Source organism: Paenibacillus sp. (genome assembly GCF_048976745.1).
Lineage (GTDB): Bacteria > Bacillota > Bacilli > Paenibacillales > Paenibacillaceae > Paenibacillus.
Map to the genome: position 1 here is coordinate 1 of NZ_JBHGUU010000005.1, position 15,300 is coordinate 15,300.

Genomic DNA, 15,300 nt, shown 5'->3' on the forward strand with positions numbered 1-15,300 from the left:
TCTTTCATAATTTCCAGCATCCGTTCACGGGTACGATAACTGAGCAAACCATCCGCCGTATCCATCCACCCGTCAAGATGGAGTCCTCCGGTGAGCCATACCCATAACGTCAAAGTTAGGACGGCAGCCGGAAAGGCTGGAAGCACTGCACCACTTAAGGCTCCCAAGAGCCAGACACACAGACCGATTGCAGCACCGACCAATGGATAAAAGACCACACTTTCCCGCAGCAGCGGCGGGACAAAATCGATTTGCATTTTGACAGGGAAACGGGACAAAAATTGAAAAGCAGCTGCCGCCGCGTGTTTGCGCTGAGGAGCAGGCGTGCCATCCTTCATAAGCGATACTCCTTGCTTTTTAGTTCAATCGCAATGCCTACGGTCACCAGGAACACTTCACCGCATATCGCCGCAATGCGCTGATTCAGTACACCTGCCAAATCCCGATATCTCCTGCCAAGGGCATACTCCGGTACAATCCCGTCCCCCACTTCATTTGTAACCAGAACAAGTAAACCGGGATAGGCTCGAATCGCTTCAACCAGTGCGTCCAAATGTCCCTGTAACACGTGCTTCTCGTCATGCTCATGCGCTAACAAAACATTGGTCAGCCACAGCGTCAGGCAATCCACCAGAATGGTGGGTGCAGAAGTACCTGTATGCCCTTCACCCATGCGGCTTATCAGTGCAGGCAGATGTATCGGCTCTTCCATCGTATGCCACAGATACCCCGATGCTTCGCGCTGTTGCTGATGCAAGGCGATACGTTCACGCATTTCATCATCGTACGCCTGAGCTGTCGCCACATACCATGCCTCTGAGGAACGTTGCATGCAAAGACGTTCGGCAAAGGAGCTTTTGCCACTGCGTGCGCCGCCTGTCACCAATACGCTCATCGGGAATTCTCTCCTTGAAGGGATGAGTCAACCAACGTTGTGGAATCTGGAGTACGGCTTGTCCCATCCGAGACACCCGCGCTTGCAAAGGTCGCCATCTCGTTCAGAATAAGGCATGCTGCATCAATCAGATGAAGACTAAGCACGCCGCCTGTGCCTTCACCCAGGCGCATGTCCAGATCCAGCATCGATTTCAGGTCCAGTTCACGCAAAAGCGCTCCATGTCCATTTTCATGTGACGTATGAGAAGCGATCATATAAGCTGTACTCAGAGGTGCAAGTTGTCTTGCGACCAGTGCTGCCGCGGTAGAGATGAACCCGTCTACAACGACCGGGCAACGATGGGCAGCTGCTGCGAGGATAACCCCCGTGAGTCCGGCAATCTCCAGTCCCCCCACTTTACACAGAACATCCAGTGCATCTTCCGGGTTCGGTGCGTTTACGCTAAGTGCCCGGCTGACTACAGCAGCCTTGCGCTGCAAGCCTGCATCATCAATGCCGGTGCCTCGCCCTACGGCGGCAGCAGGTGCAACCCCGGTTAACGCGCTCATTACCGCAGCACTTGCAGTGGTGTTGCCAATTCCCATCTCCCCGGTGACAAACAGCTGTGTTCCCTTCGCCACCTCTGCCGATACAACTTCGGCTCCTGCAAGGATCGCCCGAACTGCCTCATCCCGGGTCATCGCTGCCCCTCGGGCCATGTTGGCTGTGCCTTTGCGAATTTTACGGGAAAGCAGGTCCGGATGTTCAAGATCGGCATTCACGCCGATATCCACACAGATCACATCAGCCCCAGCGTGACGGGCAAGCACATTCACGGCTGCGCCCCCAGCCAGGAAATTCAGGACCATCTGCGGGGTCACTTCAGCAGGAAAAGCACTGATACCTTCTTCCACTACGCCGTGATCTGCGGCCATGACAATGACCGCTCTGTGATCAAAACGCGGACGTGCATTGCCCGTCATACCTGCCAGGCGGATCACCAGCTCTTCCAATTTGCCCAGACTTCCCGGCGGCTTTGTCAACGAATCCACATGCGCAGAGGTTTCTGCCGCCACATCCTGGTCGGGAGCGGTAATCTTTTTCGTTAATTGCTCCAACACCTGTTCATTATTCATACAACCAGCACTTCCTTCATCAAAATATGGGTTGCCCCGCTTCCTTTAATCGTTGTCCCGCCGCAGCAACAGTTGTGGTATGGCATGGTCGGGATGAGAGACAATCGCGGGTTTGACGCGAAATATGTCCTGGATATTCTCATCGTTGATCAACGTATGAGGCGTGCCCTTTCCAACTGCCATGCCTTCACGCAGCGCCAGAATGTGATCGCAAAATAATGCGGCCAGATTCAGATCATGCAGCACAGCCACAATTGTAATGTGATTTCTCTGTCGCCATGCCGATAACAATTCCATGAATTGCAATTGATATTTAATATCCAGAAACGTGGTCGGCTCGTCCAGCAACAGCAACCTCGGCTCCTGTGCCATCACTTTGGCTAGTGCGACCCGTTGCCGTTGTCCGCCACTCAGGGAATCCAGGGACCGATCCGCCAGTTCCGTAAGTCCTAACTCTTCAAGTACCCTATCTACCACAAGTGCCCCATCACCCGTTTCCCGCCCCAGCCAGTTCTGGTATGGATATCGCCCCATCTCCACCACGTCTCGCACGGGATAGGAGATGGCTGGCAAGCCGTCCTGCTGCAATACAGCAATCATGCGCGACAGGTCCTTACGGCTGTAAGAGCCGATATCTCGACCATCGATATGAATCTGACCTTCGCTTAACTGTTCCGTTCCGGCAATAAGCTGGATCAGAGTGGACTTGCCGCTGCCGTTTGGACCGACAACTCCCCACCAGTCACCTTCACCAACATGCCAGTCCAGACTACGCAATGCCTGGTGATTACCATATGACTTTCCTGCTCCCTTAATGGAGATAAGTGAAGTCAAGTTGGAGTTGGGGTTGAAGTTGGTACTGGCATTGGAAGTGGTGCTGGATGCCGAAACCATGCCCCGAAGTTGATTCGTACGACTCTCCTTCTCTTCACTCATGGCATCATCCCCTTCCGCAACTTTTTGTTCCGGTGCAGCAGGTAAGCAAAGAACGGTGCACCAACAAAGGCGGTGACCACCCCGAGTGGAATTTCAGTTGGAGCCAGCAACGATCTTGCGATGGTATCGGCCCACACCATGAAGATTGCTCCACCAATGGCAGACAAAGGTACCAGCAGTCGGTAATCCGGCCCCACCAGCAGCCGCAACATATGTGGGATCACCAATCCAACGAATCCGATGACACCTGATACCGAGACAGCCCCGGCGGTCAACAGTGTGCCAACTGCCAGCACGGACAGCTTAAGCCTGTCCACTCCGATCCCGATATGTGCCGCTTGACGTTCTCCCAGCGCAAGCACATTCAACGAGCGTGCGCGACTCCAGAGAAAGATTAGCCCGAGCAGAAAATACGGGAAAAGGATGGCCGTATACGACCACCCGCGTAATGCCAGACTTCCCATCGTCCAGTATATAATTTCATTAATCGTCTGTTTCGACATGGTCGACAGGAAGGAAACCACTGCGCCCAGGAAACTTTGCATGACCACACCAGCCAGAATGAGGCTGTGTGTTGGTATTTTACGCCCTTCACGAGCCAGCGCCATAACAAACCATAACGTGAGTACACCCGTCAAAAACGCAATCAAAGGTAACGTCCAGATTCCAATCAGTGCATACTGCAATCCGAAGAAAATCAGGAAAGCAGCCCCCACTGATGCACCGGATGATACACCAAGTGTAAACGGATCGGCCAGTGGATTACGCAGCACACCCTGGAAGCCCGCACCCGCAATGGCTAGTGAAGCACCCACAAGCACAGCAAGCAGTACACGCGGAAAACGGACTTTCCAGATAATCTGTTCGGCTGCCTTATTCCAATCCGGTGTAATCCAGTCGCCCACCCAGGGAATTTTGTGAATCAGGATGCCGGCAATATCCCGAATTGGCAAAGCTACTGAACCAATGCCCGTGCAGATGAGCACGGTGAGCACCAGCAGCACCATGCCCGTCGTTCCGAACAGGATCAGCTTTTTACTCATTGGAACAAGTCAGGGTAGATCGCTTTGGCTACTTCTTTCAACCCTTGAGTTACACGTGGACCCGGACGGCTCAGCAGGTTGGCATCCAAGCCAATAACCGCGTTATTTTTCACAGCCGTAATTTGATCCCAGCCGCTACGCGCCTTGATGATCTGATCCAGTGTTTTGGAGTTTTCATCAATTACATCGTTGGCATACAAGATTACATCGGGGTTGGAGGCAATCACGTTTTCTTCATTGATTTGGTACCAGCCTTCTTCGTTTGAAGCGATATTGGTTCCTCCGGCTACAGTGATCAGTTCGTCCATGAACTCACCTTTACCTACCGACCAACCTGGGGAGAATTCAACGTATACTTTTTTCTTCTCTTCCGGTTTAACGGCCTTCACCGCTTCGGTTACATCCGTCACGTCCTGTTTCATCTGAGTGATGATTTCTTGTGCTTTTTCCTGATGATCGGTGATTTTACCGAAGGTTTCGATATTGTTCATCACATCGTCAATGGATTTAGGATCCGTTTTGAAAATGGTAATACCGAGTTCGCGCAGCTTCTTCACGGCATCCTCACTCATCGAGATACCTGTAAAGACAATGTCAGCTTCAGATGCAATGATGGACTCTTCGTTGGGCTTGGTGATCCCACCCATTTTCGCTTTGGTTGTTGCTGCTTCAGGATAATCATCATAGTCTGATACACCAACGATCTGATCGTCCAATCCCAGGGCAAACAGGGATTCCGTCTCAGCTGGAGACACGGATACAATTTTGGCTGGTGCCTTTTCAAAGGTGAACGATTCACCCGTTGCATCCGTAACGGTCAGTGGATATTGTGTTTTGAGGTCCGTCTGCGCTTGGCTTTGGGACTGCTCCTGTGCCGGTTGTTGTGAAGTACCTGCGCCCTCATTCGTTGTTGCATTGCCACATCCGGCCAAAGCCAGTGCGAGTGCCGCTGCACTTAGCAGGGACGCTACGCTTTTCCAATTCTTGAAATTCATTCTGTTATTCTCCCCTTCTCTATTTGTACTATTTTCTTGCATCGTGCTCGAACTCTTATTCCCCATGCCTTGGTGTTCCTGTGTAAGGTTTGAACTGCAACATTTACACGCTAACGGAGAGTGCAGAACCAATCTGAAGAAACGAAGTGTTCGCCTTTATCACAGGATTTTCCCTTTCAAAAAAGGGAATCAAAAAATCTGGGGATAACAGCGATCGGAAGATGGTACTGCAATCGGAGTGACCTCGTGTAAAATTGGTCTCGGTTCATCTTACATGAACAATAAAAAATCCCCAATCCTTACGTCCAGGATCAGGGATGACGTCTCGCATATGGCAATCTGTACATGTTCAACCAAGGGTTGTCCATGCGCATAGAATAGCCCGAAACGCTGTCCTTTCCTCGAAGGAACACCGGTTTGTACGTCCAGGGCAGGTAACCTGACTTACAGGAATCATCCTGTTTTACAGTGGCGGGACCGTGCCGGATTTGCACCGGCTTCCCCATTTCACCCGTGTGTGTTCATAACTCTTGCTAATTTCATGACTCGTACTAATCTGCCATGAAAACAGCCTTCACACGCGGGACCCTTGGTCGTTGATATGGTAAACCATTGTCGTGTAATTCTGCATGTTGCATACCCTTTCAGGCTTTACCACCTGCAACGTATCTGTATCCATGCTGTAGTCACACTTCTGTTGTGATTATAGGGTATATTGTACATCCTTACAACCCGATTGGCGGAAAAGTCACTCTGCTGCCAAACCATTGATTCCCCTGTTGATCAAGCTGAACCTGAATCGCCTGTCCCGGGACGACATGTGTATCCCAGAACCCAAGCCCGGCAATCAGACGGGATAAGGCATACCGGATGACACCACCATGCGTAACCACAACTATGGTTGGCACTTGCCCCTCACCAACGTGCATCGAAGGACGCCCCTCCAATAACATCTCTTGGAGAAAGGAATCCAACCGTCCGGTAAACTCCTGCCACGATTCCCCTCCGGGCGGAGTGACCTCCTGCGGCGCATCAATCCAGCTTCGGTACACAGGGTTATCCTTGAGCTGATCATACGTCAGCCCCTCCCACTGTCCAAAATCATTCTCTCGCAGGCGTGAGTCGAATTTCACCTGTTCGATGGCATTAGGAAGAATCTGTTCCAGCGTCTGCCGGCAGCGCAGCAGATCACTGCAATATACCTCGTGCCACGAAACACGGCTCAATTGTTCATGAAGCGGAGTCAGTTCTTCTTTGGCATCTGGCAGCAGACCGATGTCGGTATGCCCCAGGTATCTTTTTTCCACATTCCAAAGCGTTGTCCCGTGACGAACCCACAGAATGTTTCGTTTCACTGAGTGAGGTTGATCCGTATGTACGTCCTTGCCTGCATTCCCTTCATTTACGGCCATAACAGCGTCCCTCCTGCCAGCCACACACCTAGCGTTATGATCACACACAGTACCACAAAAGCCCCTGCCGACCAGAACATTAGACGTGATGTTCGCACAATATCCTCGGCTTCCATCGGTCGTGTGGCCTCGCCCATGTAGGCACGAAACGAAGCAACGCCGTGATACACGTTATGTCCGCCAAGCCGGATGCCCAGTGCTCCAGCCACCGCTGATTCGGGAAAACCGCTATTCGGACTTGGATGCAGTCTTGCATCCCGTGCGATCATGCGTGCTGCTCCTTTGGCGTCGAGCCTCATGACCCAGGCACCCACGATTAACAGCAACGCGGTCAGCCGGGCAGGGATCCAGTTCGCCACATCATCCAGACGGGCCGAGGCCCATCCAAGGTGCAGATACTTGTCATTTTTATAGCCGACCATGGAATCCAGCGTGTTGACGGCGCGATAAGCCATGGCTAGTGGAGCGCCTCCAATGAGCGCATAGAATAAAGGTGATACAATGGCATCCACAATATTTTCGGCAACCGTCTCTACCGTTCCCCGCACAACCTCCGGTTCATCCAGATGCGCCGTATCACGGCCTACAATCATGCCCAGTGAACGTCTGGCCGCCGGCCAATCCTGCTGCTTCAGATGACGATGCACTTCCATACCTGCATCCTTGAGCCCTTTTGAAGCAATGGTCGTTGCAATGAGCACCACTTCAGCTGCCGCTGCAATAACAGGATGAATCAGTCCAAGCACATATACGAATGCCCACGTAATGGCAAAAGACCCCCCTGCAATCACAATCGGGAACAACAGCCCTGCTCTCTTCAGCCCCGAATCTGTGTTCACACGCAAGCGAATGACACGCTCCAACGCCGTGATGCCTTTTCCCATGCCAATCACCGGGTGGGGGATCCAGCGCGGATCGCCAATACATCGGTCCAACAGGTACGCCAGTATAATAATCCAGGCTCCCGCCATACCTGTCCAGAACGTCCAGGTCCATAGATGCTGCACCTCAAAAGTCATTTCTGCCTGACCCTCTCTTTCCATAACAGTCCGGCCCGAAGGCTCTCCGTCACCGTGTCGTATACCAATCTGCCAATCGCCGCCCCTGTCATAGTCGCTGTCCCGGTATAAGTGATTATCGGCTTAGGTTCTTCCACTCGCTGTCGTACCGCGATCACAATGGCGTCGGTTGTGGTGCCGGTAGCGGGCAAGCCGTTCTCCGAATCCAGAACACCTGCATCCGCCAGTGCGGCTGACTTGGCTTCCACTGCTGTCTGTACCGCATTCACCATCGCCCCGGTGGTCATCCGTCCATTCAACCAGAGCATGATGTTAATTGTACCCGGGACATAGGAAGGAATCGTCAGATTCCGTGCTGAAGGAGCAGAGCGATCCATGTCGGAAGACATGATCTTATTTCCCGCTGCATCAAATACCGTTCTCTCCGAACCCGCACGTGCTGCATTCGATACACCCGCAGTAGTGCAGCACAGAAGACCAAACTCATCACTTGTATATTCCTGAATGGAGGTATGCTCCAGCCTTACGGCTGTTAATAATCCGGCACATTGATCCCGCGGCTCATGCCATTCGTTCAGCGCTTGTTCGATATCACGCGGCGGATCATCACAGCGGTAATGCCTGTCCACATAGATGTTAAATATGCGATCCAGTTCAAACATCCCGCCGCCATATACCGCACTCGACAGCGCTTGGGCAGCCTCTAGGCTCTGTGCTTTGATATGTCGTTCATGTGCAGATAGGTTCAGTCCCGGCCAGGAAGAGGCCGCATATTCATTCTCGCCTGTTTCACCATTCGCAAAGTAGTTATAAAACGGGAGAGTCATTGCCGCTTCCCTCCCTTTTGCTTTTGCTTTTCCTGTGCCTGTTCCGAATCTTTTGTCTGCTCCTGCTGACTTGATTCATGAATGGAGAACTGATCAACATTCGGATATCCCTTGGTTTCCAGCACGCTGCCCAGCACTTCGAGTAATGTAGAGTTGGCATCGGCATCCTTGACCGCGAAACGTACATGCCTGTCGTCAAGCCCCGGATACATGGCACAGCTGCGAATCAGGATGCCCCTTCGGCCCAGCGCCTCCTGCATGGATGCTGCTGTCCAAGGGGCCGGCACACGTGCCAAAATAAAGTTCGCCTCTCCCGGTGTCACCGCACATCCATACGCCTGCAGCCCTGTGATAAGATGCTCCCGTTCCCGCGTTATCTGTGATATGGTCTCCTGTTCGTACCGTTCTCCGCTGCGCAGACAGGTTTCACCTGCCATGAGCGCCAGGCCGTTGACACTCCACGTCACCTGTTTCTTCGTCATCGCCTGGATGTATTCCGCACGGCCCAAAGCATATCCGAGACGCAAGCCCGGAATGGCATAAAACTTCGTCATCGAGCGAATGATGATCACATTGAGATAGTCATTCAGATGTGCTGCAAGGGACTGGCGCCGGGTTACCGGAATAAAATCCAGAAACGCCTCATCAATGACAAATACGGTTCCCGTTACTTCTGCTTTGCGGGCAAGCCTCTGCAATACCTCAAGCGGATATTGTACACCGTTTGGATTGTTCGGCTGGCCGAGAAAGAGCAGGTCTACCTTTTCCATAAGTTGCTCGATCTCCTCGGGTTCCGCTCGCCACGCCAGCTCTTCTCTGCCCTCTGTATGCATAACCTCAGCACCGAATTGTCGTGCCAACGCGCGGTACTCCGAGAATCCCGGTTCCACCGTACCCACCTTGCGCGGGGCAAGTCCCAGCAGAATAAGTGCCATACTTTCGGCTGCACCGTTGCCCACGGAAATCTGCTCCTGCATTACACCAAGACGCTCGCTCAGCAGTGCCTTGAATCCCCGATGCCCCGGATCGGGATACCGAATCACCGACTGCAATCCTTGCTGTATAGCCTCCAGCACCCCTCTGGGCGGACCAAGTGGATTAATGTTGGCACTGAAATCCAGAAAATCAGCGGCTTCCCTTTCAAATCGTGACGCAGCCGTCTCCACGTCCCCGCCATGTCCGAACACTTCGATATAACCGGTCATTCTTCCGTCATCCTTTCTGTATGTCCTTTTTATTATGGATGGCACGGGAGGTGTGGGTCAATCCTGTTTTCTTTGTGTCCCAACCATAATTCGTTTACAATAGAAGAGGAATTTCGGTTCCTTTTGATATACAAGATTCACTACATAAGGGACTAACAATCCCTCACATACATTAATGGAGGAATGACCATGCTGTTTGTAGACAACCAGGGTATTACAGATCCTTCTGTAAACCTGGCGATTGAGGAGTACATTCTGAAACATCTGCCGATGGAGGACGACAGCTATCTGCTGTTCTACATCAACCGTCCGTCGATCATCATCGGTAAGCATCAAAATACGATTGAGGAAATTAATATCGAGTACGTTCAGGATAACGGTGTGCAGGTGGTTCGTCGTCTTTCGGGAGGCGGAGCGGTATATCATGATCTGGGCAACCTGAATTTCAGTTTTATTACAGCGGATGACGGTCAATCCTTCCATAACTTCCGCAAGTTTACCCAACCTGTGGTTGAAGCTTTGCACGAGCTTGGTGTAAATGCCGAGTTGACCGGGCGTAATGATCTGCAAGTGGGCGAAAAGAAAATTTCGGGCAATGCCCAGTTCTCCACACGTGGGCGCATGTTCAGTCATGGCACATTGATGTTTGATCTGAACCTGGAGCATGTTCAGGCTTCCCTGAACGTCAATCCAGAGAAATTCAAATCCAAGAGCACCAAATCCGTGCGCAGCCGGGTCGCCAACATACGGGACCTGATTGACACCAACCTGACGATTGAGCAGTTCCGCGATGAGCTGTTACGTCATATTTTCAGAATGGAGCCACAAGACGTCCCTCAATACAAGCTGACTGACAAAGACTGGGACAAAATCAAGGAAATCTCCGCTGAGCGTTATAACAACTGGGACTGGAACTATGGATTGTCTCCGGAAAGCAATGTGAAGCACACTCGCAAATTCCCTGTAGGCATCATCGATCTGCGCATGAACATCAAGGATGGACGCATCGAAGATATCAAAATCTTCGGCGACTTCTTCGGTGTAGGCGATGTAGCTGATATCGAAAATATGCTGCGCGGCAAGCGGTATGAGGAATCCGAGGTGCGTACTGCTCTTGAAGGCCTGGATGTAAAACATTATTTCGGCAACCTTGAGCTGGAAGACTTTATCGGCCTTGTTTTTCTGGAAGAGTAGGTATAAAAGTTCAACCCTAAAATGTTTACACCTGCCACTCCGATGACAGAATAACCTTCCGATCGCTGTTATCCCCAGATTTTTTTGATTCCCTTCTTCAAAGGGAAAATCCGGTGATAAAGGCGAACGCTCCGCTTCTTCAGGTTTTTTCTGTCCTCTCCGTTCTCGTGTAAAACGTTTATTTGAACTGATATAGATTAAGTCGGGTATAGATACAGATAAAAAAGGAGAGAAATACAGATGACCTACAAATTAATCGCAATCGACATTGATGACACACTGATCAACGACAACAAGGAAGTAACCCCTGCTACACAGACTGCACTGGAACAAGCGGTTGCCCATGGTGTAACTGTAACGCTGGCGACTGGACGTGCTTATGCTTCCGCACAAGCGCTTGCTCGTCAAACCGGACTTAACGTACCCATCATTACGTATCAAGGCGCATTGGTGAAAAACCTGCTGGACGAAAAAGTACTTTATGAACGTTACGTTCCACAGGAAGCTTCCCGCAAATTGTATGATTACTGCCTGGAGAATAACCTCCACCTTCAAACATACATTGACGACAAGTTATATGCCCGTGAGGAAAACGACAAGCTGCGTGATTACGCCAAATTAAACGGCACCCAATATTACATCGAATCTGATTTTATCAAAGTCATCGAACAAAAAACGCCGAAGCTGCTTATTATCGATGAGCCGGACTACCTGGATAAGGTTGCCGTTGACCTGCGTGAATTGCTCGGACCTCAAGTGCATATCACCAAGTCCAAACCTTACTTCCTGGAGATCATGCACAATGAAGGGACCAAAGGCCATGCCCTGACCTTCCTGGCAGACCATTTCGGTCACCAACTCAGCGAGTGTATTGCCATCGGCGACTCCTGGAATGACCATGAGATGCTCGAAGTTGCTGGTCTTGGTGTAGCGATGGGGAATGCCATTCCTGCGCTGAAAGAGCTGGCGGACTACATTACGGCAAGTAATAACGAAGACGGTGTAAAAGAGGTTATTGAGAAGTTTGTGCTGAACGCAGAGTAATTAAGATCAACGAACAGCCCAGTCGGCGAATTTCGCTGTACAGGGCTGTTTTTTTGATTTTAAAGACATTTTCATTTTTCTGTGTGAACGATTATAGTAGGTATATTTCTCTGTTATTTTTTATGTTTTGAAAGCAACAATGCAGTGATTAAGGATAATTGTAGTGAAATTGTAATCACCATAGATAAGATGACACGATTTGTATCTGGGACATCGGCAAAAAACAAAATAATAAAAAATACAATGAATGAGATTGCAATGCTAGCTAAGAAATTAAGAATGATTTGTTTCATGTTTTGCCTACTTTCACGCACCACGATTCATTGTTTTACCTGCTCATGGCATGCTGGAAAGACTCCAGCAGTTTCTTGATTTGCCCATCAAATTCCAGTTGAAATGGCGGAATGATCTCATCTATTCTTTGCTGGAACAGCTCCGGATCTTGGACGCCAAGCTCTGCCCTTAACTCCATTTCTTCTTCGGAACCATTGTCGTCCAGGATCATGTTCAGGATTTCACCTTTAAAGTATTCACTTGGAGGAAGGATTAGAGCATTCATCAGGAACTGGGTAAAAAAGAGATGTTTATTATGTTCCTGACTCGCCTTTTTCATCGCCTGCTTAGTAAACAAGTTTATATACTTCTGAGCAAACGCAACCCCTTTCATTCGGGAAGGCCCAACATGTTCGACCCCTTTCCAACGCAGATCAGCCACAGAACTAAGCCACCAGGCCGGCTCGATCGCCTGCTGCATACGAAGCAGTACTTGACGCTCAAACTGCGGCTCAGGATGTATTCGCTGCTCATCCAAACATTTTCCTATGGTCTCGGCTTCAATTGCAGCGACCGTCATGCCTTGGCCATGGATCGGATCGAAGCTGCAAAATGCATCGCCAAGGACGAGTAATCCGGAGGGCCAATTCTCCATGAGTTCAAAATGTTGACGGACAGACTCGGAAATACGGTATCCCCGCGGCCCTTGATAAGGCTCCAGCTGGTCTGCCAACGCTACGATTTCATCCGAAGCAAACAGATGTTTAATTTGCTCTTGGAACTCATCCGGATGGGTTGAGGGATATTCATCTCCTCCTGCGTTGAATAGTAATAGTCCAGCGATCTCATTTTCAATACGCCACAACATGCCTGCACGAATTCCTTGCACAGGATCGGACTCAGTGATCACCGTTCCCCAGTCATTTTGAATAGAGGATGGTATCTTATAGTAGCGGGTACTGTAACCTAGAGACACCTTCAGCACTTCCGGCTCAGGCACGGACACCCCTATTTTATCAAGCCATCTGATTAATTTGGAAGAACGTCCTGCGGCATCGATAACCATATCCGCCGCAAGCATCTCCTCCCGATTATCCCGGCCCCTTTCTTGGGTATACACCCCTATGATCGAACGCCGATCTTCGGATGCCATTAACCCGGTAACTTCCGTACTCGTTAAAAAGCTTATATGATCGATGTTCTGGACGCGCTGACGCAGTACCCATTCCAGCAGAGCTCTACTGCTTGATGCAATTTTGAATGAGGAATCAGCATTTGCCTTATTAACTAATGTACCGTAGCGATTGACAATCACAAATTTCTCTTCATGTGAAGGAATGGCGCCAAGTGCGACCAATTCGTCATTGTATCCGGGAAAGTACTGTTCCAGAATCAGTCCACCGCGCGGTAATACACGATGTGGATGAAAGGATTGAGGCACACCCTGCCGATTCGCCGGCTCAGAAGGCAATTCATCTCGCTCAATGATACATACCTCATCATAATAATCAGATAACATCCTTGCAGTGATTAACCCTGCAATACCTGCCCCAATTACCACAGCTTTTTTCATGTCGGGCATCGCCACTTCATCCTCTCTAATCCATCATATTTTATCTACACTTGTAGCCCTATCAAAAAAATTACTTATAATACCAATATACGCTTTCAATCTCGCATCAAGTAAGAATCAATATCAGGATACTATATAGCTAAACTACAATAAGGAAATGATGTAGATGAAAATGGTTGGTAAAAAGGTGGATTTGAGAGTTACCCGAACTCATAAATTGTTAACGATGGCGCTTCTCAATCTGTTATGTGAGAAAGGTCAGCTATTCAGCAATATCACAATTAATGAAATATGTGACAAAGCTATGGTTCACCGAACAACGTTTTACAAACATTTCAAGGATAAATTTGCTCTGCTGTCCTCCACCCTAACTTGGGTCCTTCGGGATTATTTACACATGAATGTAGAAGAGCGGCTACAGCAGCCTTTGCAAAGCGTATCTAAAATTCTATTTGGAAATGTACTGGAGACCATCGTGCAGAACCAGCAGAAGGATGAGGGGTTTAACAACTTTTTCATACATTATATCGGAGAGATATTCAGACGAGATTTTCTGGAATTGAAGAGAAGAGGTAAACAATTTTCACTTCCCATAGAACTGGTAGCCGAGTTTCACTCGGGGGTGATTCGTTTACTTGTGACGTGGTGGATACAACATTTTGAAGAAAATATTACGGCAGAACAGATGGATGAATATTACTACCAACTGGTTAACGAGAACATTATGTTGGAATAACAAACAGCTCAATCTAAAATCAGGGCTGATTTTGAGATTGAGCTGCATGCCATCCAACTTTACCTATTTTAAGACAGTTTCGGAAGCCTGCACTGTCATCCTCGCACGCTTTCCTTTCTTCAACCAGCCGCTCACCTTCTCATTCATCGCGAGCAGTCCTGAAACGACTAGTACCACACCGATCCATGTAACCCAGCTGACATGCTCACCATAAACTACAGCGCCAAGCCCCACGGCAATGGGTGGTGAAATGTATAACCAGGTTGCCGGGAATAACGGATTGGTACGCGACATAATCCAATAGAACAGACTATGCCCCACCATGGAGCCAATGACAGTCAGATAGATGACCGACGAGACGGCAGGCACCCAATCCAGAGCAGACATTTTCCACGATTCCGTTCCAGCTGAGAGCAGGGATAACAGTAATCCCCCATACATCATCTGCACCGCATTGATCGCTACAGGACTAGCCTCCTTGAACTGATGAATGACCTTTTTGGAGTACAATGCACCTGCCGAATAACAGACTTCCCCCACCAATACCGCAATACAGCCCCACATGAACAGGGAACCCGCACCAAGCGATACACCTGGCAGTACAACCAGAACTACACCGCTGAACCCGATCAGGCAGCCTGTAATCATACGGGCAGATGTTTTTTGCCGTAACAGCGCCGTCTGCATCAACATAATCATAAGCGGTCCTGTCGCTGACAGAATGGCACCCACACCCGAGCTCACATGCTGTTCAGCCCAATATAATGTGGCAAAGGTGCCGAAGGTCAGACCTGCTCCCGTCAGCAGCATCTCCTTGCGGAACAGGAGCGACCAACTCACTTTGCCCTTCATCCACATCCATGCAAACATCAGCGCTCCCGCGATTACAAATCGCAGTCCGGCTGACAGAAAAGGCGGCATGCCTGCCTCCACTCCAATTTTAATAGCCAAAAACGTTGTACCGAAAATAAGACACATGACCGTAAATGCAATACCCACCATGATAACCACTCCTTTATCTGTTCTTCAT

The 15,300-nt window shown here is 49.8% G+C and carries 15 protein-coding genes and 1 riboswitch; of the genes, 3 read left to right on the forward strand and 12 right to left on the reverse strand.

Translation table 11 applies throughout. The features are described 5' to 3' along the window. The 10 genes from ACE3K2_RS03735 to cobD form a co-directional block, all read right to left on the reverse strand. Nucleotides 1-338: adenosylcobinamide-GDP ribazoletransferase (locus ACE3K2_RS03735; RefSeq protein WP_421886900.1), on the reverse strand; the 338-nt coding region annotated here is incomplete at its 3' end. Beyond that, nucleotides 335-895 (reverse strand): bifunctional adenosylcobinamide kinase/adenosylcobinamide-phosphate guanylyltransferase, encoded by a 561-nt coding sequence (gene cobU, locus ACE3K2_RS03740; protein ID WP_421886903.1) that lies wholly within the window; start codon nucleotides 893-895, stop codon nucleotides 335-337. The genes cobU and ACE3K2_RS03735, both read right to left, overlap by 4 nt. Continuing rightward, nucleotides 892-2,013: a nicotinate-nucleotide--dimethylbenzimidazole phosphoribosyltransferase gene (gene cobT, locus ACE3K2_RS03745; protein WP_421886906.1), complete on the reverse strand. Its 1,122-nt coding sequence runs from the start codon at nucleotides 2,011-2,013 to the stop codon at nucleotides 892-894. Before cobT ends, cobU begins: the two co-directional genes overlap by 4 nt. Before the next feature lie 45 nt (nucleotides 2,014-2,058). Next, a complete protein-coding gene (locus ACE3K2_RS03750; RefSeq protein WP_421886910.1) occupies nucleotides 2,059-2,949 on the reverse strand; it encodes an ABC transporter ATP-binding protein in 891 nt (296 codons plus the stop codon). Then, complete coding sequence (locus ACE3K2_RS03755) at nucleotides 2,946-3,992, reverse strand: FecCD family ABC transporter permease (protein ID WP_421886913.1); 1,047 nt, start codon at nucleotides 3,990-3,992, stop codon at nucleotides 2,946-2,948. The genes ACE3K2_RS03750 and ACE3K2_RS03755 overlap by 4 nt, the downstream gene beginning before the upstream one ends. Further along, nucleotides 3,989-4,987, reverse strand: a complete 999-nt coding sequence (locus ACE3K2_RS03760) for an ABC transporter substrate-binding protein (RefSeq protein WP_421886916.1) — start codon at nucleotides 4,985-4,987, stop codon at nucleotides 3,989-3,991. The genes ACE3K2_RS03755 and ACE3K2_RS03760 overlap by 4 nt, the downstream gene beginning before the upstream one ends. A gap of 412 nt (nucleotides 4,988-5,399) precedes the next feature. Further along, a riboswitch (cobalamin riboswitch) is annotated at nucleotides 5,400-5,534 on the reverse strand. A 178-nt stretch (nucleotides 5,535-5,712) separates the two neighbouring features. Further along, nucleotides 5,713-6,399 carry a histidine phosphatase family protein gene (locus tag ACE3K2_RS03765; protein ID WP_421886919.1) on the reverse strand — a complete coding sequence of 229 codons (687 nt, stop codon included), beginning with the start codon at nucleotides 6,397-6,399 and terminating at the stop codon, nucleotides 5,713-5,715. Then, nucleotides 6,390-7,370 (reverse strand): adenosylcobinamide-phosphate synthase CbiB, encoded by a 981-nt coding sequence (cbiB, locus tag ACE3K2_RS03770; RefSeq protein ID WP_421888319.1) that lies wholly within the window; start codon nucleotides 7,368-7,370, stop codon nucleotides 6,390-6,392. Before cbiB ends, ACE3K2_RS03765 begins: the two co-directional genes overlap by 10 nt. Before the next feature lie 44 nt (nucleotides 7,371-7,414). Then, on the reverse strand, nucleotides 7,415-8,245 hold the full coding sequence (locus ACE3K2_RS03775; protein WP_421886921.1) for an adenosylcobinamide amidohydrolase: 831 nt from the start codon (nucleotides 8,243-8,245) through the stop codon (nucleotides 7,415-7,417). Beyond that, nucleotides 8,242-9,450: a threonine-phosphate decarboxylase CobD gene (cobD, locus tag ACE3K2_RS03780; protein WP_421886923.1), complete on the reverse strand. Its 1,209-nt coding sequence runs from the start codon at nucleotides 9,448-9,450 to the stop codon at nucleotides 8,242-8,244. The genes ACE3K2_RS03775 and cobD overlap by 4 nt, the downstream gene beginning before the upstream one ends. 189 nt (nucleotides 9,451-9,639) lie before the next feature. Here cobD and ACE3K2_RS03785 point away from each other — a divergent pair, with 189 nt between their 5' ends. Together ACE3K2_RS03785 and ACE3K2_RS03790 are read left to right on the forward strand one after the other, a co-directional pair. Next, nucleotides 9,640-10,644 (forward strand): lipoate--protein ligase, encoded by a 1,005-nt coding sequence (locus ACE3K2_RS03785; RefSeq protein ID WP_237176486.1) that lies wholly within the window; start codon nucleotides 9,640-9,642, stop codon nucleotides 10,642-10,644. A gap of 240 nt (nucleotides 10,645-10,884) precedes the next feature. Continuing rightward, a complete protein-coding gene (locus ACE3K2_RS03790; RefSeq protein ID WP_062833159.1) occupies nucleotides 10,885-11,688 on the forward strand; it encodes a Cof-type HAD-IIB family hydrolase in 804 nt (267 codons plus the stop codon). 328 nt (nucleotides 11,689-12,016) lie between these two features. Here ACE3K2_RS03790 and ACE3K2_RS03795 read toward each other — a convergent pair whose 3' ends face one another. Beyond that, nucleotides 12,017-13,543, reverse strand: a complete 1,527-nt coding sequence (locus ACE3K2_RS03795) for an NAD(P)/FAD-dependent oxidoreductase (RefSeq protein WP_421886928.1) — start codon at nucleotides 13,541-13,543, stop codon at nucleotides 12,017-12,019. A 157-nt stretch (nucleotides 13,544-13,700) separates the two neighbouring features. Here ACE3K2_RS03795 and ACE3K2_RS03800 point away from each other — a divergent pair, with 157 nt between their 5' ends. Further along, entirely contained in the window at nucleotides 13,701-14,270 is a 570-nt protein-coding gene (locus tag ACE3K2_RS03800; protein WP_421886931.1) for a TetR/AcrR family transcriptional regulator, read from the forward strand. A gap of 63 nt (nucleotides 14,271-14,333) precedes the next feature. Here the strand turns inward: ACE3K2_RS03800 and ACE3K2_RS03805 are convergent, their stop codons facing one another. Then, on the reverse strand, nucleotides 14,334-15,272 hold the full coding sequence (locus ACE3K2_RS03805) for a DMT family transporter (RefSeq protein ID WP_421886934.1): 939 nt from the start codon (nucleotides 15,270-15,272) through the stop codon (nucleotides 14,334-14,336). Nucleotides 15,273-15,300: the final 28 nt, after the last annotated feature.